The organism is Pseudoalteromonas sp. SG43-6 (assembly GCF_014164365.1).
Taxonomy (GTDB): domain Bacteria; phylum Pseudomonadota; class Gammaproteobacteria; order Enterobacterales; family Alteromonadaceae; genus Pseudoalteromonas; species Pseudoalteromonas rhizosphaerae.
This window is the reverse complement of the sequence record NZ_JACJEZ010000002.1, coordinates 59605-79671: the sequence shown is the minus strand read 5'-3', so window position 1 is coordinate 79671 and position 20067 is coordinate 59605. Positions and strand designations below refer to the sequence as shown.

The window sequence follows — 20067 nt, the reverse complement described above, 5'->3', positions numbered from 1 at the left end:
AAAGAGGTGTCGTTTAATCTTCTTTGCTGAGTTAATTTTTGGCTTAAAGCGCAATACTTTAAATTATAAGTTAAGTATATTTTAGTTTATTCAGTAAATGACTCTTCACGGCTGGCCACTCTGATGCAATAATTGAATAAACAACAGTATCGCGAATCGATCCATCACTTGTTATTTGATGGCTGCGTAAAATACCATCTTGTTTAGCGCCTAGCCTTGCAATTGCCTTTCGCGACTGTTGATTAAAAAAGTGTGTTCTAAACTCAACTGCAATGGCATTGTGAGTATCAAATAAATACTTCAACATCAAAAGTTTACATTCAGTATTTACAGGACTTCTTCGTACAGCCTTGGCATACCATGTGTAGCCTAGTAATGCGCGCTTATGCTGTGCGTCTACGTTATAGAATCGAGTTGTGCCAACTATTTTATGGCTACTATTACACCTTACGGCGAAGGCGCTATTGCCGTTTTTGGCTTCAATAATTGCCCGTTCAACATAACTGTGCATTTGTTCTGGCGAAGGAACATTGGCATACCATAATTTCCAAGACTCTCCATCAAGCACCGCATGTTTTAATTCATCAATATGATGTAAGCTTAACACCTCAAGCGTTATAAAGTGCCCAACCAATGGCATTGGTTTTAACCACTGCATATATTTCCCTTACTCCTAGGGCCATTGTTTAATATCTCAACATTTTGTACATAGAGATGATCCTATAAGGATTCAATGATAGCAACTTACACATTGAATTTTACAATTAATCTGTTGATTTCAGCTATAAATCAATAACCTCAAATCCGCTCCATTGACCACTGTACCGCGATTATTGCGATGGCGAGTGAGCCTGCAGGCATCACCCATTTTTGATACCAGTGATAGTTTCTTGCCCAAATAAGGACTGGTAATGTAACTGCTAATATAGCCAGTTGGCCTATCTCTACACCTAAATTAAATGCTAGCACGCTGAGTAATTGATAGTCACTGGATAGCCCTAATTCACCTAATACACTCGCAAAGCCCATGCCATGCAATAAACCAAAGGCGAATGTGACCCAACCTAAACGCACAACTAATGGCCAAATATTGTTAAGAGCTGCAAACAACACCGATATAGCGATTCCCAATTCTACCCAGCGACTGTTAGGTGTAACTAATTGCATTGCAGTGGCGGTCAGAGTGATTGAATGCGCCAAAGTAAATGCGGTAACTATCCATGCGGTGTGTTTGAAGATCGTGACTTTTGATTCTACACCTTGCCATTTTGCTGATTTTTTTACTAATACACAGGTAAGCAACAATGCAATTAAAAATAAGATATGGTCAAGTCCGAGCCAAATATGCAGCACTCCTTGGTAAACATATTGATTAAAAGTGGTGAGGTAATTGCTTTTAGTAAAATCAAAAGTTTGAAGGGCATTATTTTTACTCATCACGCGAGTTTGTTCATTGATAGTGACAATTGCTTTATGATTGGCATCAGTATCGAAAAATGCCTGATAATGAAATGCTATGGCGCTGTGGTTCGTGTCCAGAGCTGGGCAGGATAATTGCAATTTAACAACCACATAGGGTTGATTAAAATGACTATCAAGCTGCAACGGAGCGTCGCTGGTAAGCGTACATACTTGCTCGTCCGCTGATGTTACCGTCAGTGAGGTCAGGACAAAATCACTTATGGCGCTATGTTTTGCACTGATCTCATGCCATGCGATAGCCCCATCTTGGTTTAAATCAAACGCCACCTGTTGCTCTAAATCGGCAACGTTGATTTGCCAACTACCTGTAAAATGGCTGTCATCAATTGCGTTTAAATTAATATAGCTGGTACTTAATTGGTGTGCTTGAGCTGTTCCTTGCAACATGAAAAATAAACACAGGTTACAAAAAAACGCAGTTACAAATGCGTTCATAAAGAGGCTCCTTGTGCACGTGTAAGTAGTTGCTGATCGGCATTAAGCTTGGCTTGTTGCCAATTTATTTTTGCCCAGTATAGGGCTTTTTCTGGCTGTTTATTGATGTCTAAATAATAGTGAGCTAAATCACTGGCATGGAAACTGTCTTGGCGTAATTCACGCAGCGCGACTCTTTGCGCCATTAAATTTTGCCATTGTTTCAGCGAGGTATCGTTGTAGTGTTGCTCTGCAATTGCTAAGCGCAGCAACAAGGCATCCTCTAAATTTTGTTTTTCATTTACCAGTGCGGGCAAAGTGTTAAGCACTTTTTGATAATTCCCTTGCGCTAAATAAATATCTGCCCATAACACTACAAGGCTGACGGGGGCTGTTTTTAATGGCAATGACTGGATATGAGCGAGCGCTTCATCGGGTTTATTGAGTCTCAGTGCCATTTCAGCCAATACATGGCGGGTATTATCGCTTTGTTTATTACTTGTAATACTGTTTGCTAAACTTTGATAACTTTGTGCTAATTGACCGTCTTGGCTTAGTACATCAAATGTACAGGTATTAATTACATCCATTGCTGTTAGAGCCAAGAGTTTTAAGCATTGTTGTTTGGCGGCTTTAAAGTCACCTTGAACCATTAGCATATTGGCGCGTAATAGATGGGTGTTAACATGGTTAGGATCGCGTTTTAGTACTGCATCGGTGATTGCTAAGGCTGCTGAAAATTGATGTTCACGTTGTAAAACGCGTGCATACATGTAGCCAATTTGTGGTGTGGGAGATTGCGCATAGCGCTGCTGTAACTGGTTTTTTAATAAGCCTTGGCGAAGCTCAGTTTGACCTACTTGTTGGCTATTTATCAGTAACGTCATTAATTCGTCTTGATTAAGGTGTGCGGTATTTATTGTGCGGGCTTTTGCGATGATCTCGTCATCTGCTGGCGTATAAGGTTCAGCCCCTGCATTAACAGAGATCAATAAACAAAGGTAAGTAAAAGCACGGGTGATCATAGCATTCTCCTTAAAAAGGCCATCCATGGCCTGCAAGTTTTATTGTGTGATTTAGTTGTTACCTAACAAATCGTCAAATGTGGCATTTTCATCCGCATTTGTGAATGTACGGCCGTTCACACTCAGTGGCTTATCGGTAGCCGCTTGGTTAAATGCTGCACGGCCTAGTTGTGCAAAATCGACTTCAAGTGCTTCAATAGTGATATCAACCATTGCGGTAACTTGGCTGTTTACCCCATCACTGACTGCAAAGGTAAAGCTATCAGAGCCAGTCGTTTCAAGGTTCGGCGTATAGGTGTAACTACCATCACTATTAACCACTACCATGCCTAGCATTGGCTCAGTAACCAGACTGAAGGTAAGAGTATCTCCTTCAGGATCAGAACCTTGTAGCATGTCTTCAATTACAACTTCGGTTTGTGTGGTTACCATATCAGCTGTTGCTATGGGTGCTTTATTTACCATCGGTGGTATCTCGACGGTGTTATGGTCGTCATCATTGCTACAGCCGCTGAGTGTAAGCGCAGCAAGCAATAACCCAAGATGTGATAATTTAAAATGTTGCATGAGTGTTCTCCTTATTTAGACCCTGCAAGTGGAGTTGCTAGATATGGGAAGCTTGCATCCATCATCGTAGCGTTCACTGGTGCACCATCAGTAAATGGTACGTTACCTACACTGGCATCATCAGATGTGCACAGGCCTAAATCAGTATTTGTACCATTTACTGGAATTGGATAGCATAAGCGACCCATTACCACACGTAGCGCAATATCAACTACATCATCACCAGGACGACGGCCATTTGGGAAACCCGCTAAATCATCGCCAGCAACACCGAATGCTGATTGATCTGCTTGTGCTTTTGCAGCGATATTGGTATTTAGACGCAGCATTTCAGCGCCTGCAACAGTGGCCAATTGATTAACGCCTGGGAAACCAGTTAAAAATGCAGTTACTAAGTCATTACGTGGAAAATTCGTTGGTGCAAGGGTCGCTAGATTTGCCCCTAAGGTGGTGTTAACCGCATCTTTGAACAGAATATTTAATAGCTCTGGTAAAGATGGGTGGGTAACATAATCAATAAATTGACCATCGTCTTTAGGCTGTGAACTTGAGAAGGTATCTTTGTCTTTTAAACCAATTACCAGCTCATTAACAAGTGGATTACCTAAACGAGATACTTGAGTAAGCGCACCACCGTTTACCGCATTGTTAGCAAATTTAGCATTTGGGTTTAAAATACGCGCCTGTGGTAAGCTAGCTGTAGTCCATGTGCCAATAGTGCCATTGCCATTACCAACTACACAGCTTTTAGGTACTTCAATAGCAATTGCGGTCACATTTTTATCTGCTAAGTCATCATTATCTGCCGATTGTGTAATGCCTCCAGGGAAGCCCTCGCCATCACCTGCGCCCGGCGCACTGTCGCCTTCTACCGGCACATAGTTCACTAAGTCAAAGGTTTTGCCTAGGTTCACCACGAATGGATCTTTACGTTGGCCAACAAATACTTTTGCCATACCGTCACAGCCCGGGATCGCTACTTGATATACAAATTGCGCTGCGTAGCTTTTATAGCCATCCATTGATGAAAACGTTTTATCGCCAATATAATCAAGTGGCTTGTGGAATTCATTACTGCTGGTCATGGTATTAGTTAGCATGGTTTTGCTACCTGTACGCTGATCACCTGCGATCATCGTCATAGTGTATGATTCGCTAAAGTTAACTGCGGCATTATTGCCAGCTGCAACACCACCAATATTTTTAAGTGGTACAGCAACAGTACGTTGGTTGCCTTCAGGGCCAATGGTTAATGCAACGCCTTGATTGTCATTAGGCAGCATACTTTTGAAGTTAAAGGCGAAACTAATATCTTCAATCGCATCGCCATCGTTATCAATATGGATGCTGTAGGTTGCATCAGGATCCATGGCAAAATAGTTAGGTCCACCATAGCCATCTTGCAGTGGAATATAGTTTGCAATCAGGGTGACATAATCACCACGGCCTTGTTCATAACTGTTAAATGCATAAAAATCTGTTGAATCTAAAGTCGGGAAGCGACTGATATTTGGAGCTTCACGGTGACTTGACGCCTCTGATGGGACGCTTACTAAGGTACTACATACTACAACTGCTAATATTGAGGGAGTTAAAGCTTTCATGACTTTGTCCTTTAGTTTTAGATAGTGGTCACTACTAATACGCAAAGCAATTACCATTGGATGCAATAAAAAGTAAAAAATATTAATGGAATGTATATTTAAAATTACCTCGTTGAATTTAATGGAATAAAAAACCAGCTTTTGCTGGCTTTTTATTGCGTGTTGTTGGTTTACTTACAGTAAAATTAACTCAGTTGTGTACAGTACTTCGGTGGGAGAGCCTGTTGGTGAGCCTCCAATAGGTTCTAAACTTATGGCAAGTAATGCGATATCTTGCGCGTTGAAACGTGAGTCTTTTAATAGCGATTTAACGCCATCTTTTGGTAAAAGGCCCAACGAAATAGGTGCATCTTGACCTTTTAATATCATCCACAGTTCATAATCCTTATCAGTTCTGGCGGTCAATTTGTCGCTGGCTTTTATTGATAAACCTTGTTCGTTGATATCGATAAACCATAATGGTTTTTCGCTGGCATCTTTAAACAGCGCAATTTGCTGAGTGTTTTGCCCGACAGGCGTTTGTGGCTGCCAAATAATCAAAGCTAATACGATACTTGCTGCGGTAGCAATTAACGACCACGCTTGCCAAATACTTGTTTTAGGTTGAATAACATTGTTTGGTACCACTGCTTGCTGTGGGTCAATACGCTGTGAAATTGCTTCCCAAACGTGGCTATCAGGCGGCACAGATTTAATTGAGCTGGCTAAATTATTTAAATGTTGCTCCCACATCCAGGTTGCTTCTCGAACACGATTTGATGAGAGCATTAAACGTTGAAAGCGTTTACGAGCAGAGCCTTTTAAGGTCCCTAACACGTATTCAGCCGCCAACATATCGATAAGTTTTTGATTGTCAAAATTCATAACGTTAAGCACCTTTGCAACTGTTGCAGGCCGCGTCTGATCCAGCTTTTTACTGTGCCAAGCGGAGTATCAATATGATCAACTAACTCACTGTGAGTCAAGCCTTTGTAGTAGGCTAAGTGGATCGCTTGTTTTTGCTGTTCATCTAGTTGCTCTATACAATCAACGAGTTTACTTTTATCTTCGTAATCAATAGCTAAAGGTGAGTCAGTTAAATCATCTGAGATTGCAGAGTCGTCATCTAAGGATTGCTCTTTACGCACTTTGTGATAGCGCAAAGAGTCTAAGCTACGATAACGAACAATGCTGATCATCCAGCTGATCACTGTGCCTTTGGTTACTTGATAATCAGATGCATTGTGCCAAATTTTCACAAATGCATCTTGCAGCGCTTCCTCGGCATGAGCACGATTGCCTAACATTTTTAAGCTGATCGCAAACAGCTTTGCGCTTGTGGCATTATACAATTTAGCAAATGCCTGTTTATTGCCCTGCGCGGTTGCACTTAGTAGGGGTAATAATTCGTCGGTTTCCATAGAGTTCCTATTATTATTGTCAGTTAGTAAACGTATGATGATGTAAAATGGATGCAAAAAACCAACTAAATGATGGGTGCTTATCATTATTTTCATGCTTTTCCACCAGTTAGCCTAGCAGTAAAATACGGCTTATCAAGTTGCGGAGATCAGTTTTATATCTGAGACTGCAGTCCTACATTCATCGTTTAGAGAGCTGGAAATGACGCCGCAAAGCAGAATAATAGGACCTACCAAAGTTAAATACTGACGAAATTGCAAAAAATCCTGTTACTTCCAATAAATGCCTTGTTTTAGTTATGGTTAAACAGTGCATGAATGTCATACAATGGGGTAAAAGTAGACCACATAAGAGAGATTAAAATGGCCGCATTCGGTACCGTATTTATGCCGCAGATGATTCAAGCACGTTTTACTGATAACGCTTGGAGCGAAAGCTCTGTTGTTCCGTCAGATAAAATTGAACTTCATGCTGGTGCACATGTTCTTCACTATTCAAGTACATGTTTTGAGGGGTTAAAAGCATTTCGCCATGAAGACGGCTCAGTCTATATTTTCCGCATGGACGCTAACATTGCCCGCATGAAACAAAGCTCGCATTTATTAAGCTTACCTGAAGTTGATGGAGCCAAGCTTGAAAAAATGATCATTGATATTGTCCGCCAGTATGCTGATGAAACGCCGTTACCACCGGGCTCTATGTATATTCGTCCAACTCATATCGGTACTGAAGCTGCCATTGGTAAAGCGGCTGTGCCGTCATTAAGTTCATTATTGTATGTGCTATTATCACCTGTGGGTGATTACTTTGCTGGTGGCGCGACTGCGTTGCGAGTATTACTAGAAGAAGATGGTATGCGCTGTGCCCCGCACATGGGTATGATCAAAAGTGGTGGTAACTACGCTAGTGCATTAGCACCCATTACGGCAGCACGCTTGCAACATCAAGCCGACCAAATTCTATTCTGCCCAGGCGGTGATGTACAAGAAACTGGTGCCGCAAACTTTATTTTAATTGATGGTAATGAAATTATTACTAAAGCGCTAGACAGCACCTTTTTACATGGCGTGACGCGCAGCAGTATTTTAACCATCGCTAAAGATTTAGGTATGACAGTATCCGAGCGCAATTTTACAGTCACTGAATTACTTGAGCGTGCTGCAAAACCGGGTACTGAAGCTGCTTTATCTGGCACTGCTGCGGTATTAACCCCAGTGGGTACTTTTATTCATAATGATAAAGAATACAAAGTGGGCATTGGTGAAGCAGGGCCAACGACAATGCGTTTGCGCCAAGCCTTGAACGATATTCAATGGGGTAAAGCACCAGACACCCATGGCTGGTTAACCAAAATCGACGTGTAAAGTTAAACGATATGTTTTTACAAAAAAGCCTAGGTTATTTATAACCTAGGCTTTTTTATGGTCTAAGTTATTTAATAATCTATACTTTCAACTGTGTAAGTTAGCTGCACAGGTGTGTAAAAATAACGTATGTATACACAGCAAGTATCACGAAACTAATCAGCTGATATCTTAATACTATGAAATATATATGAATATTTATTTCCATTTGATTTTTTTAGTGGCGCATAGATTGCATTTCTATTTGGGTATAACTAACGACAAAAGGAGCGTTTATGTGGGCCGCAATAAGTTACTTATTATTGGCAATTGTATTTATCATTATGGGGTGGCAGGTTAGTCCTAGCTATTTTTCGCTGCTATTCTATTGGACGGCTTTATCTTTATTACTGGTAAGCGGTGCCTATTTTTTTAATATTGCAAAAATTTTTCGTAAACGAGAAAACGGTGTTATCCCGTTTTACATTCGTTGGGCTTTCATACCTTTTTTATTGGGGGCACAAGTTTATAACGCGTGGAGCCGAAAGCACGATAAAGTACCGCCATTACAACAAATTAACGAACACTTATTTTTAGCCTGTCGCTTATTCCCTTCAGATATAGATACTTTAAAAGATAACGGTATTACCGCGATTTTAGATGTAACCTGTGAATTTGATGGACTTGAATGGTCATCAACACAAGAAAACATAAACTATTTAAATATCCCAGTGCTTGATCATCGAGTCCCAACACGTTCGCAGCTTAATCAAGCGATTAACTGGATTGCCCATCATATTAAAGATAATCGTCGTGTGGTGGTGCATTGTGCGTTGGGTCGTGGTCGTTCAGTGTTTGTGATGGCGGCTTATTTACTCAGTCAAAATAAGGAGGCTGATGTACATCAAGTGCTTGCGCAAATAAAAGAAACACGCGAAACCGCTAATTTAAATAAACACCAACTACGTCAACTAGTTAAACGCCATAGAAAGGGTGAGTTATTAATCAAAAATAAAGCGGTATTAATTGCCAATCCAGTTTCCGGCACTAAGTTATGGCAGCAAAAAGAGCATTTAATTGTTGCGCGTTTATCTGCTTATTATAACTTAAAAGTGATGATCACATCAGTCGAGAAAAATGGGATTGTGTTGGCCAAACAAGCGATAGCTGATAAGCCAGATATGATCATCGCCTGCGGCGGCGATGGCACCGTGGCAGAAGTGGCAAGTGTTTTGGTAAACACAGACTGTAAATTAGGTATTATCCCATTTGGCACGGCCAATGCTCTAGCACATGTGTTAATGGGAATTAAGTCAAAGTTGATCCCTGTGGAAGTAGCATGTGATTTGATTATTGAAGGGCAAACCAAGCAAATGGATACAGCATATTGCAATGGTGAGTTAATGCTGCTGTTAGCAGGGATTGGCTTTGAACAACACATGATTGAAAAAGCCGATCGGGATACTAAAAATGAGCTTGGTCAGTTCGCATATTTACAGGGCTTCTGGCAAGCTTTAGGCGAACAAAAAGCCCAAGATTTCACCGTACAGCTAGATGATAACGAGCCGCAGCAAATACATACCAATAGTTTAATTGTCGCTAATGCTGCACCTTTTACTACTTTACTAGCGCAAGGTGGGGGACAGCCAGATCATTACGATGGCTTGCTCGATGTTAATTGGCTCACTCCAAACCAAGACGCATCAGCCAATGTATTAAGTATTGCTGAGCTGGTATTTAGCAGTATTACCCAAGCACATTTTGCGATTAATTCACATCATACCAATGCGCGCCGCGTTGCAATATCGGCGACTCAGGAAATAAAATATGTACTTGATGGTGAAGTTAAAAGTGCTGATAAATTGATCATTGAAATTACTCCGCAATCACTGGCGGTGATCTGTGCAGAGCAGGTCGAGTAACTGAACTTGTTGCGCGTTATAAGCTATAACGCGCAATGGCTGTTACTTCTTTTTAATACTAGGCCACACAAAACCGCTGTTTTGCGGTTGTGCATCGACACAGTTATCGAGGTATAACTGCTCGACCTTGGTACGCGCCCAAGGTGTTTTACGTAAAAATTTAAGGCTCGATTTTACACTTGGGTCAGATTTAAAACAGCGAATATCAACATGCTCACCCATTGCTTTCCAGCCAAGTGTTTGCTCGAGTTTTACTACTATTTGTTCGAGTGTAATGCCATGTAACGGGTTGTTTGCTTGCTGATTCATAAGTCACTATTGCTTGATAAAAGTCGCTGCTATTGTAACGTAACTGTGCGTTGATACCAATTCTATTAATTAACGCGAATTGTTTTAGGGGCGGTTGGGTAAATAATTTCATTTTGCTCGTTGAGCATTAACCAATTTAACGCGCTATTATTGTGATGAGGGTTTTTTGCTGCACAGATCACCCGCACATTAGCCATTAAAATAATCGCACCTTCACTGTAGCGTTGATCTTCAAACCAACATAGTTGCTGCTCGCTAACTTTATTTTTTGCGTCAAGAAACAAGGCCGATTTTTGATTATTACTGAAACTATTAGCCGAGTAAATTACACTGATAAAACAGATGCCTATAATCGTTATAATTCGCATATTTAGCCTTTGCATTAAAAAATAACTACACTAAGCTTATACCTAAGTTACCCCAAAATACTAGTTTCAGTTGCAATTAAATGCGTTTAAACCAGCCCACTTAGGGTTTTAGGGTGACTTGGCCATAAAATGTGTTAGGGTAAAATCCACAAAAATAATTTTCTAAAGACAAGGTGAACACATGCAATTTAAACAAACGATGATTGACGAATTTACACTGTTAGCAAAATTTCCATTAACCAGTAAAATGCAAGGTATTAAGTTACATAGTGATGCTGATGAAAGCTTATTAAGCGCGGCACAACGATTGTTTGATAAAGGTATTATAGATAGCCCAGATGGCGGTTACTTAACCGATCTGGGCTTAGATCTGATAGAGCACGTAACCGTGCTACACAGTGCGTTGGGTAATTAAAAAATATCAGGCTGCATCCGGTTGGTTTTGTGGTGCAGCATCAATAAATGCATCAAGCTTGTTACAACGTTCATAAATGGCTGCTATTTTCGGATACGCAGTCATATCGACGTTAAAACGATAAGCATTAAATACTTGCGGCACTAAACACACATCAGCAAGGCTAGGTTTATCACCCACACAATATTCATTTGTATGATCAAGTAGCTGTTCAATTTTTTCAAAACCAACCTCTACCCAATGACGATACCAGGTATTTTTGATTGCATCGTCAGCACCAAGTTCACCACTTAAATATTTCAGTACCCGTAGGTTATCAATAGGATGAATATCGCAGGCAATGGCATAACATAAATTACGGATCTGGGCTTTTTGCCAGGCATCACCAAATAATAGTGGTGTGTCGGGGTGTGTTTCTTCAAGGTATTCTAAAATTGCCATCGATTGTGCGAGTACACCGTCATTGGTTTCCAGCGCAGGTAATAACCCTTGCGGGTTTTTATCTAGGTATTCAGGTGCTTGTTGCTCAGATTTTAGTAAGTTAACAGTTACTAACTCATGCTTAATATTTTTTAAATTAAGCGCAATACGAACGCGATATGCGGCAGATGAACGAAAATATGTATAAAGTTTCATGGTTCAATTATCCTTGTGGGCCACTGTAGTGTTTTTTAATAGTTCGCCAGCAATCAGTGTAGTTAGGTTGGCGCTCTTTGCCTTCTAATGCGTATTTTGTTGGTGAAATAACGTAACGTGATTCAAACATAAACGCGAGGGTATTTTCGTAGCGTTGCGGTTCAAGCTCTGCGTTAGAGGCCTTTTCAAATACATCAGCTTCTGGGCCATGCGGTGACATACAATTATGTAAACTCATGCCTCCTGGTACAAAGCCGTGCTCTTTGGCGTCGTACACGCCTTCAATTAAGCCCATAAATTCACTCATAATATTGCGGTGATAATAGGGTGGGCGAAAAGTGTTTTCTGCCACCATCCAGCGTGGAGGAAAAATTGCAAAATCAATATTAGCAACACCTTCTGTGCCTGACGGGGATGTCAGTACTGTGAAGATAGACGGATCAGGATGATCAAAGCTCACTGTATTCATTACATTAAAACGTGCTAAATCATATTTATAGGGAGCGCTGTTGCCCGTCCAGGCTACAACATCTAAAGGGGAGTGGCCTATATCACAGCGGAACATATTACCGTTGAACTTAGCAACCAACTCAAACTCACCTTCTTTATCTTCAAAGGCAGCAACAGGGTATTGAAAATCACGGTCGTTAGCGTAGCCGTTGGCTCCCACTGGGCCACGCTCAGCTAACACATAAGCATGACCATAATTTTCACAGATATAACCACGAGCAGTATCACAGAGCAAAACGACTTGGAATTTAATGCCACGCGGGATCACTGCGATTTCACCCGCTTTAACCGTTAAATTACCACATTCTGTTTTCAGCAGTAACTGACCTTGCTGAGGCACAAATAACATTTCGCCGTCGGCATTATAAAAATAACGATCAGTCATTGATTTATTCGCTACATAAACATGGATGCCAATTCCTGTTTGGCCATTGGCGCTGCCGTTTGCAGCCATAGTGATCAAACCATCAATGAAATCGGTTGGCGTAGTTGGAATATCAATTGGATCCCAACGAAGCATCGTAGGTGGAGTCGGGACTTCGGTAATTGGAGCGGTGCGAATTAAACCGTTATCAATTGCGCTGTAATCACCTTGGACAACCGATGGGCGGATACGGTACATCCAAGTACGGCGGTTATCAGCACGCGGCGCAGTAAATGCTGTGGTACTAAATTGTTCAGCGTATAAATCGTATTTTACTTTTTGCGGGCTAAACTGCCCAATAGGCAATGCGCCAGGCAGAGCTTCGGTTTCAAACTCATTGCCAAATCCTGTCATATATTTTAATTCGCTGGTCATCACTCGACTCCTTTATGTTTTACTGTAAGATACTCTCAAGTGAGACTAAATTCAAACATCATGCTTTTTGCCACTGTACATATTTATGGACACTTAAACATGATTGTAAATTAACAGGACATAGCCGCCATGGCTCTCGATTTAGAGACATTTTTACCTTATCGTCTGGCTAACTTAGCCAGTAAAATGAGTGAACAGTTTGCACCCGTGTATCAACAGCAAAGTGATTTAAGCATTCCTCAGTGGCGTATTTTGTTTAATTTAGCCCAGTTTGGACAAAGCAACGCAAAAGCATTGTGTGAGCAAGCTGCAATGGATAAATCCACTGTATCACGGGCAATTAAGGCATTGATAGATAAGCACTATGTAGAGAGTTTAATCGATCCGGCAGATAAACGCGCCAGCTTGTTAGCGTTGAGTGAGCAAGGGTTGGGCTTGTATCAGCAGTTAGCCCCAGCTGCTTTAGCGTGGGAGAAGAATCTGTTGGATGTTTTAACTCAAGCCGAGTATCAAACCTTGCTTAGTTGTTTAGATAAGTTAACTAGTAAATTAGATGAATAAAACAAAAAGCCCATCAAAAGATGGGCTTTAAAATTAATTTAATTTGTAAGTTACCTTAGCAAATTAGAACGTGTAACGAACACCTACACGCATTTCCCATAAAGAGGCATTGCGTTGTATTGACTGCTCTGCACTGCGTGCACTGAAGTTTGAGTAAACGTATTGACCTTGGTCATTGACGTTCACTTCAACCATTTTATTACCAACGAAAGAACCTTTCTTCAATACACCCCAATCATCGTTCAACATATTAGTTAAGTTATCGATAACGAAGAATGCTTCACCTTTATGACCGTCCATAAAGCCTGGGATTTCTTGAGTAAGTTTGAAGTTAAATTTAACAAACCAATCAGAGTTTTGCGCATTTCGAGAAGAAATTTCACCACGTTTCAAACCTTCAGAAGCGATAAAGTCGTTAAACTCGTTAATTTCATCAGCGCTCATGTTGTAAACAACATTAGGATCGTTTTCTAGTGGTACATATAGCAATTGACGTGCGCCATTAGAGTTTCTATCGCCAAACTGGATATCACCTGCATTTGTGTTTCTATTGCTCTTATAAGTAAAGCTATATGGTAAACCTTTATAAGCTTCACCAAATAGGTTAAAGCGGGTGTTATAACCATTGAAGAACTCATGATTATAAGCAAGGTTTAATGTAAAGCGATGTGGAATTTCGTAATCTGATGTAGCTACTCCAGGATTTCCTGGGTTAGTTGTTGCTAAGTTACCGTAGTTTGAGCTAGCAACAGAGCTGGTCATTGGATTTACGTCGTTAGCATCAGTATAAGCATAAGAGAATTGTACTGAGATACCGCTATCGAATGACTTACTTACTGCTGCGGATATGATCGACGAATCACCACTGTCACCATTTACATTAGTTAGTAATAGTTCGCCACTACGATATTTACCAGGGTTTAATGGATCTTCCTTTCTTTCATAGATAGGGCGTCCATCGAAAGTAGTATCACCAGAATCTTGTAAAGCAATATCTACAAGCGTAGCAGCATCACGTTTTTTGGTATACAAATAATCCAAAGCAAACACGTAATCGTTTTCAGTTGTGTAAGTTGCTCCTAAAGAGTACTTCCACTCAGATGGGATTTCAAAGTTAGGATCAACTGCGTTTGCAGTTGCATCACCAGAACCAATTTCAGTGTTTGCAACTTTATCAAACATATCTTGTGGAACTTCATAACCTGGAGTGCCACTATTTACATTTGGCGTATCAAATAAGTCAACTAGAGTAACTTCGTCATCACCAGAGCCAACTTTATAAGAGTTACTGATATCGCTAATGTAAGTACCAATATTGGTAATACCATCATTAGAGTATGAGTTAGATAGCCATACATTTGGGTTACCGCCTGAGAACAAGCCAACCCCCGCACGCACTTCTAATGCATCAGTTGCATACCATTCAAAGCCAACACGCGGTTGAATTAAATCAATACCATCAAAAGTTGACTGGTTGCTATAGCCATAGCGATTAGTAAAGTTCTGATTAAGTGTTGGTTTATCATCACTTGAATAGCTGTCGTAACGAAGACCAAATGTTAGAGAAGCATCGATATCTGAGAAGCTGTATTCATCTTGGACATAAAATGTATTTTGTGAATAAGCAAAGTTAGCTGCGGCATCATCAGGGTTATTCGTGCTTGCAGAGTTATTATAATAAACTGCATTAGCTATACCATTTCTATACGCATCAATTGATGCAAAACGCCACTCACCTTCAGTGTGTTGTACGAATTGGTTAAATACTTCTAGCTTTTCATACTCAAAACCAGCTGTAATTGTATGTTGGTTAAGGTAGTAAGTACCGGCAAACTTAGCTGTAGTAGTATCGTAGTTTAAGTCATTTGATTGACGAGAATCATCTGGGCCTACGTATACAGTTGCATTATCAGTGCTGATTTGGAACTCACCGAAACTACTTGCTGCATCTAAAGATTCAACTCGTGCGTCTAGTTCTGATTTACCTAAACGGATTTCTGAAGAGAAGTTATCATTCCAGTCAGAGTATAAAGAAGCAACGATTGATGTAAACTCGGCGCCTTGCTCATAAAAATGGCTATCAAAAGCGAGTTCATCACCATCAGCATCTGATTGTGACAATGTAAATCCATCGTTATAGTTATAGATAAGGTTTGCACGGTGATTGTCGTTAATGTTCCAATCTAGTTTTACTAAGATTTTTTCATCTTCAACTGGTGAACTAGATGGTGTAGCGCCTGCATCATAGCCATATACATCTTTAGTAATTTGTTTAATTTGCTCAATTTCATCAGAAGAAACTAACGATGAGTAATTAAATTGTTGTACACCTTCAAGTTTTTCATAAGAGGTAAACAAGAATAGTTTATCGTTAATTAATGGTAAGCCAACATTAAAGCCGTAACGCTTTTCGCTGAAATCGCCATTATCAACTTTATCACCTTCAATTTTGTCGCCTTTCATCGAATCGTTAGTGTAATCGTAGAAAACTCCACCGTGGATTTCGTTACCACCAGACTTGGTAACGGCATTAATGTTACATGATGTGAAGCCACCGTACTGAACGTCAAATGGCGCTAACTCTACCGCAACTTGCTCGATTGAATCGAAAGAGAAAGGTGCACGAACAGTTGGGTAACCATTTGAGCTAAGACCGAAGTTATCGTTCATACGAACGCCGTCAAGCGTTAAGCTGTTAAAGCGTGGGTTACCACCACCACAGTTGATTGTGCCACGGCTGTCATCGATAGCAACACGTGGGTCGATTCGAATAATATCTCTTAGATCACGGTTAATTGCAGGTTGGTTTTCAAGGTCCGTAAGAGTAAATGTTGAAGCCGGACCTGTACCACCTGACATTGTGCTAATAGCACGGCCAGTGACTACAATTTGTTCTATACTCGATTGTGGTTCAAGCGTTACGTTTACTGGGTAATCAGCACCTACTTGCAAGTTGATGTTATTAAATGATTGGTCAGCAAATACATCTGAATCAACAACAACACTGTAAGGACCGCCAACACGAAGACCTTTCGCGGTGAAGTAACCAGCATCGTTTGTTTCAGTTTCTTTTGTTGAACCTGATGGAACGTGAACGATAGTAATTTTTGTGCCTGCAGCAGGGTTACCATTAGGTCCCTTGATCTGACCTTTAATTGCAGAGGTCGTTTCATTTGCAAACGCTGCGCCACTTACGCCAACACAAGCTGCGATAGCAAGTGAAAGTGCTGTTTTGCGTAGTTGAATTTTCATTATTAATTTCCCGTGTAAGGTGTAATATTTTTTAGTTTTGGTATTAATTTACTCGGATTTTCCAAGCAGCTAAATTGTACCCTATTATTTCATTACAAATAAGTTACATTGCACATAAATTTGTAATAAAAGTAGTTTAGAACAAAATTGCGGTTTTTCGAGCAATTTAGTACCCATGGGTCAATTTACTCATTAAATATGACAAAAGTATGAAACCCAGTGCTTTATGCATAAAAAAACCCGCTAAAAGCGGGTTTTACATAGAGTTTTAAAAATTAGAACTTGTAGCTGATACCAATCTTAGCTTGCCATGTTGATGAGCTCGTTATTTGGCTATAGTTTCTTACATCAGCTCCACCAAAGCTATTATCAATAATATAGCGTCCTTGGTCATCAAGACCACCAAAATCATAAATAGATTGGTCTGAATAGCCCAAGCTTTTTTCTATACCCCAATCGCTATTAAGTAGGTTAGCGAAATTATCAATCATAAGGTATAGCTCGCCACTATGGCCGTTAGCAAAGCCAGGGATTTCTTGTTTAATGCTGATGTCCATGGTGGTAACCCAAGGCTGCGTTCCAGTATTTTTACCGATAATGCCGCCACGTTGAGAGATACCTGCGCGATCTAAACGCTCTGCTAATTGTGCCCAATTCATTTCAGAATCAGCCCAATTGACATTCGCATCATCAGCACCCGTTGGAATATAGGCCAAATAAGCACTGCTACTAAATAAAGAACTTGTGTCACCTAAGTGAGCATCTTTATGCATATTCATTGTATAACTAAATGGACGACCAGAATGGCGTTCAAAATACATATTAAATTTAGTCGCATAACCGGCAATAAATTCAGCATTGTAGCCTAAGTTAATTTTGAAACTATGCTCAACTTCATAAAAGCCACGTGCTGCCACATCTTGATTACGATTAGCAGTAATATTGTGCTTATAGTTACCTTCGGCTTGCGACGCTGATCCAACAGAAGACTCAGTAACATCTTGATGAGCATAACTTGCAGAAACAAATAAACCGTTATCCCATTCTTTAGCAATACCAGTAGAGATAATGATAGAGCGACCATCGTCGGTTGAATTAGTCATTGCAATATCAACATTATCTTTCAATGCACCACTGTAGATGGTTTCATTAATTACACGCTCGCCGTCAGCCGCTAAACCGATAGGACGGATAGAGGTATTATGCCATACAGCTTCATTTTCTTTTTTGTGGTAAGCAATTTCGGCCTGCCATTTAAAGCCATTACCTAATAGTTCAGAATCAAATTCATATTCAAAGCCAACTTGAGCGCGAATACTTGAAGGTAACTTGAAATCAGGATCAATGTAAGCAGTACTTCCTGCCCCTTGCTCTAACGAATTTTTAATAACATCAGGGACCTGAGTGATATCTGCTGGGTTATTTTGGTAGTAGTCGTTTATTACACTATTTGGTGCAGAAACGAGGGTAATACCATCTTTTTGAAATGAGTTGTTATACCAGACATTTGGAATACCGCCTTGGAAACGACCAATTCCACCGTTAATAGTTAATGCTTCAGTTGCATAATATTTAAAGCCAACGCGAGGTAGAATAATATCTAAACCATCAAGGTTCTCTTGATTACTAAAACCATAGGTGCTTAGAAAGCTTTCATTAAGAGTCGGTTTATCATCAGATGATAAGCGCTCATAGCGAAGGCCAGCTGTCACTTCTAAGTCATCATTTAAGTAAAAGGTATCTTCAATATATAAAGCTAATTGACTACGTGTTACATCATAGGCGGTATCTGCTGAATTATTAGTGTACGCATTTTGATAAGAGAAGTCATAAGCACTTACTTCGCGGTTAGCAAAATTTTCTAGACTAGTGAATTTCCATGTACCTAATGAGTTTTCAGCAAACAAGTTATATAAACGAAGTGACTCATATTGAGCACCAAAGTTAATTTCATGCTCGTCCATTAGATAAGTTGCATCAAGTGTCAGTGTTAAGTTTTCAGTTTCAGATTTGTTCGCATGGCGATATCTATCAGTACCAAAATTAAAGTTAGGGCCCTTTCTGCTATTTTCTTCTACGGTAATGCTACCTAAGTTTGAGCGAGTAATACTGTCAGAGGTCACATCTTTATAGGCAATACCAATCTCTGTTGAAAAGTCTTCAGTCCAATCAGAATAAAGTTTAGTGGCAAAATTATTAAACTTAGTAACATATGCATATGTATTTGATTTTAAGACTACTCTATTTCCACCTTTACTCTCATTTTTCTCAGCTTGATCGTCTTGCCATTGATATGTGAAATCTAGGCGATGCTCATCACTGGCATTCCAGCTAAGTTTAACTAATAAATTTTTGTTGGTGTCTTCAGGCGCGCCTGCTAATGAATCGGTTAAACCATATTCGTCATTTAAAATAGCAATAAAACGATTGTAGCTGTCTTCTGTTATTTTAAATTCATTTGCAGCACCAGAATCCTTAAAGCCATAATCTAAATCCTGCTCACTTGACCACTGTGCGTAGTTTACAAAGTAAAATAGTTCATCTTTAATAACTGCGCCACCGACATTAAAACCAAAACGTTGTTCAGTTTGAATCGGTTTTACTTTATTCGTTGAATAAGTTTTATAACCGGCTTTATCAGTATCTTCTTCTTTAATTGTTTGAACATCGCCGGCCATATCCGGTGTAGATGTTTCATAGAAACCTGAAAATTTGAATTCATTAGTACCAGACTTCGTTACGGCGTTTATTGTACCGCCGCCAAAGTTACCTTTAGAAGCTGAAAAAGGCGATACGTCAACTGAAACTTGCTCTATTGCGTCAAGTGAAACAGGAGGTTGAGACGTCGGGTAGCCACCAAAATTTAAACCAAAGTCATCGTTTTGACCAATACCATCAACAGTTAGACCGTTAGTACGAGGGTTGCTCCCCGCAAAAGTTAACTCGCCATTACCATTGATACTTGCTAAAGGATTTAGACGGGCAATATCTTTAATGTCACGGTTAAAGCTTGGCATGTTATTGATTGTATCTTCGCCAAAGGTACTGCTTGAACCACCAGATTGCTGAATAATTTTATAGCCTGATACTTCAATTTTTTCGATGTTAGCTGCTTGAAGCTGAGAATTAAGACGATATGTATCGCCCAGTTCTAAATATATATTTTCAAGCATGGTATCGGTAAATTGGTCTGAATCAATAAACACAGTGTAAGGGCCGCCAACACGTAAACCATTGGCAATAAAGGTACCGCTTTCATTGGTTGTTAATTCGCTTACAGTGCCAGTTGGTTGGTGAATAACTTTAATTTTCACATTTGCAGCTGCAGTGCCAGAAGGTGTAGTAATTTTACCACGCATAGCGGATGAGGTATCTGCTGCCATTACGCTTGTAGAAACACCTAAGGCTAGGATCACAGCCCCAGTTAATTTCGAAAGGCGAAGCTTATTCATTTTGTTG

17 protein-coding genes are annotated in these 20067 nt (G+C 40.1%); 4 read left to right on the top strand and 13 right to left on the bottom strand.

Features of this window, described 5'->3' with window-relative positions; genetic code table 11:
- Positions 1-70: 70 nt before the first annotated feature.
- From H5201_RS01115 to H5201_RS01085, 7 genes are all read right to left on the bottom strand, one after another.
- Positions 71-658: a GNAT family N-acetyltransferase gene (locus H5201_RS01115; protein ID WP_182783528.1), complete on the bottom strand. Its 588-nt coding sequence runs from the start codon at positions 656-658 to the stop codon at positions 71-73.
- A gap of 140 nt (positions 659-798) precedes the next feature.
- Positions 799-1917 (bottom strand): HupE/UreJ family protein, encoded by a 1119-nt coding sequence (locus H5201_RS01110; protein WP_182730773.1) that lies wholly within the window; start codon positions 1915-1917, stop codon positions 799-801.
- The gene (locus H5201_RS01105) at positions 1914-2921 is read right to left on the bottom strand and encodes a hypothetical protein (protein ID WP_182783526.1); all 1008 of its coding nucleotides are present in this window, start codon (positions 2919-2921) and stop codon (positions 1914-1916) included. Before H5201_RS01105 ends, H5201_RS01110 begins: the two co-directional genes overlap by 4 nt.
- 51 nt (positions 2922-2972) lie before the next feature.
- The gene (locus H5201_RS01100) at positions 2973-3488 is read right to left on the bottom strand and encodes an Ig-like domain-containing protein (protein ID WP_145234389.1); all 516 of its coding nucleotides are present in this window, start codon (positions 3486-3488) and stop codon (positions 2973-2975) included.
- A gap of 11 nt (positions 3489-3499) precedes the next feature.
- Complete coding sequence (locus H5201_RS01095; protein WP_182783524.1) at positions 3500-5092, bottom strand: DUF4331 domain-containing protein; 1593 nt, start codon at positions 5090-5092, stop codon at positions 3500-3502.
- Positions 5093-5266: 174 nt separating this feature from the next.
- Positions 5267-5956, bottom strand: a complete 690-nt coding sequence (locus H5201_RS01090) for an anti-sigma factor domain-containing protein (protein WP_182783522.1) — start codon at positions 5954-5956, stop codon at positions 5267-5269.
- Complete coding sequence (locus H5201_RS01085) at positions 5953-6492, bottom strand: sigma-70 family RNA polymerase sigma factor (protein WP_182717590.1); 540 nt, start codon at positions 6490-6492, stop codon at positions 5953-5955. Before H5201_RS01085 ends, H5201_RS01090 begins: the two co-directional genes overlap by 4 nt.
- A 363-nt stretch (positions 6493-6855) precedes the next feature.
- Here H5201_RS01085 and H5201_RS01080 point away from each other — a divergent pair, with 363 nt between their 5' ends.
- Positions 6856-7857, top strand: a complete 1002-nt coding sequence (locus tag H5201_RS01080; RefSeq protein WP_182783520.1) for a branched-chain amino acid aminotransferase — start codon at positions 6856-6858, stop codon at positions 7855-7857.
- 275 nt (positions 7858-8132) lie between these two features.
- Positions 8133-9758, top strand: coding sequence for a diacylglycerol kinase family protein (locus tag H5201_RS01075; protein ID WP_145234378.1), 1626 nt, complete (start codon positions 8133-8135; stop codon positions 9756-9758).
- A gap of 42 nt (positions 9759-9800) precedes the next feature.
- Here the strand turns inward: H5201_RS01075 and H5201_RS01070 are convergent, their stop codons facing one another.
- Both H5201_RS01070 and H5201_RS01065 read right to left on the bottom strand, forming a co-directional pair.
- On the bottom strand, positions 9801-10067 hold the full coding sequence (locus H5201_RS01070; RefSeq protein ID WP_145234376.1) for a VF530 family DNA-binding protein: 267 nt from the start codon (positions 10065-10067) through the stop codon (positions 9801-9803).
- 65 nt (positions 10068-10132) lie between these two features.
- Positions 10133-10435, bottom strand: a complete 303-nt coding sequence (locus tag H5201_RS01065) for a DUF1496 domain-containing protein (RefSeq protein ID WP_182783518.1) — start codon at positions 10433-10435, stop codon at positions 10133-10135.
- A gap of 181 nt (positions 10436-10616) precedes the next feature.
- On the opposite strand from H5201_RS01065, the gene H5201_RS01060 reads away from it, so the two are divergent.
- On the top strand, positions 10617-10850 hold the full coding sequence (locus H5201_RS01060; RefSeq protein ID WP_145234371.1) for a TIGR02647 family protein: 234 nt from the start codon (positions 10617-10619) through the stop codon (positions 10848-10850).
- Positions 10851-10856: 6 nt separating this feature from the next.
- Here H5201_RS01060 and maiA read toward each other — a convergent pair whose 3' ends face one another.
- A complete protein-coding gene (gene maiA, locus H5201_RS01055; protein WP_182739507.1) occupies positions 10857-11486 on the bottom strand; it encodes a maleylacetoacetate isomerase in 630 nt (209 codons plus the stop codon).
- 7 nt (positions 11487-11493) lie between these two features.
- Positions 11494-12795 (bottom strand): homogentisate 1,2-dioxygenase, encoded by a 1302-nt coding sequence (hmgA, locus tag H5201_RS01050; protein ID WP_182760770.1) that lies wholly within the window; start codon positions 12793-12795, stop codon positions 11494-11496.
- Between the two features lie 129 nt (positions 12796-12924).
- Here hmgA and H5201_RS01045 point away from each other — a divergent pair, with 129 nt between their 5' ends.
- Positions 12925-13356, top strand: a complete 432-nt coding sequence (locus H5201_RS01045) for a MarR family winged helix-turn-helix transcriptional regulator (protein WP_182760769.1) — start codon at positions 12925-12927, stop codon at positions 13354-13356.
- Positions 13357-13419: 63 nt separating this feature from the next.
- On the opposite strand, the gene H5201_RS01040 is transcribed toward H5201_RS01045, so the two are convergent.
- Positions 13420-16608, bottom strand: a complete 3189-nt coding sequence (locus H5201_RS01040; protein WP_182760768.1) for a TonB-dependent receptor — start codon at positions 16606-16608, stop codon at positions 13420-13422.
- 275 nt (positions 16609-16883) lie between these two features.
- Positions 16884-20060, bottom strand: coding sequence for a TonB-dependent receptor (locus H5201_RS01035; RefSeq protein ID WP_182783516.1), 3177 nt, complete (start codon positions 20058-20060; stop codon positions 16884-16886).
- Positions 20061-20067 lie beyond the last annotated feature (7 nt).

Excerpts from the sequence above, each read along its gene's own strand:
- H5201_RS01115 (WP_182783528.1), bottom strand. The coding sequence starts at position 658 with ATGCAGTGGTTAAAACCAATGCCATTGGTTGGGCACTTTATAACGCTT.
- H5201_RS01110 (WP_182730773.1), bottom strand. The coding sequence starts at position 1,917 with ATGAACGCATTTGTAACTGCGTTTTTTTGTAACCTGTGTTTATTTTTC.
- H5201_RS01105 (WP_182783526.1), bottom strand. The coding sequence starts at position 2,921 with ATGATCACCCGTGCTTTTACTTACCTTTGTTTATTGATCTCTGTTAAT.
- H5201_RS01100 (WP_145234389.1), bottom strand. The coding sequence starts at position 3,488 with ATGCAACATTTTAAATTATCACATCTTGGGTTATTGCTTGCTGCGCTT.
- H5201_RS01095 (WP_182783524.1), bottom strand. The coding sequence starts at position 5,092 with ATGAAAGCTTTAACTCCCTCAATATTAGCAGTTGTAGTATGTAGTACC.
- H5201_RS01090 (WP_182783522.1), bottom strand. The coding sequence starts at position 5,956 with ATGAATTTTGACAATCAAAAACTTATCGATATGTTGGCGGCTGAATAC.
- H5201_RS01085 (WP_182717590.1), bottom strand. The coding sequence starts at position 6,492 with ATGGAAACCGACGAATTATTACCCCTACTAAGTGCAACCGCGCAGGGC.
- H5201_RS01080 (WP_182783520.1), top strand. The coding sequence starts at position 6,856 with ATGGCCGCATTCGGTACCGTATTTATGCCGCAGATGATTCAAGCACGT.
- H5201_RS01075 (WP_145234378.1), top strand. The coding sequence starts at position 8,133 with ATGTGGGCCGCAATAAGTTACTTATTATTGGCAATTGTATTTATCATT.
- H5201_RS01070 (WP_145234376.1), bottom strand. The coding sequence starts at position 10,067 with ATGAATCAGCAAGCAAACAACCCGTTACATGGCATTACACTCGAACAA.
- H5201_RS01065 (WP_182783518.1), bottom strand. The coding sequence starts at position 10,435 with ATGCGAATTATAACGATTATAGGCATCTGTTTTATCAGTGTAATTTAC.
- H5201_RS01060 (WP_145234371.1), top strand. The coding sequence starts at position 10,617 with ATGCAATTTAAACAAACGATGATTGACGAATTTACACTGTTAGCAAAA.
- maiA (WP_182739507.1), bottom strand. The coding sequence starts at position 11,486 with ATGAAACTTTATACATATTTTCGTTCATCTGCCGCATATCGCGTTCGT.
- hmgA (WP_182760770.1), bottom strand. The coding sequence starts at position 12,795 with ATGACCAGCGAATTAAAATATATGACAGGATTTGGCAATGAGTTTGAA.
- H5201_RS01045 (WP_182760769.1), top strand. The coding sequence starts at position 12,925 with ATGGCTCTCGATTTAGAGACATTTTTACCTTATCGTCTGGCTAACTTA.
- H5201_RS01040 (WP_182760768.1), bottom strand. The coding sequence starts at position 16,608 with ATGAAAATTCAACTACGCAAAACAGCACTTTCACTTGCTATCGCAGCT.
- H5201_RS01035 (WP_182783516.1), bottom strand. The coding sequence starts at position 20,060 with ATGAATAAGCTTCGCCTTTCGAAATTAACTGGGGCTGTGATCCTAGCC.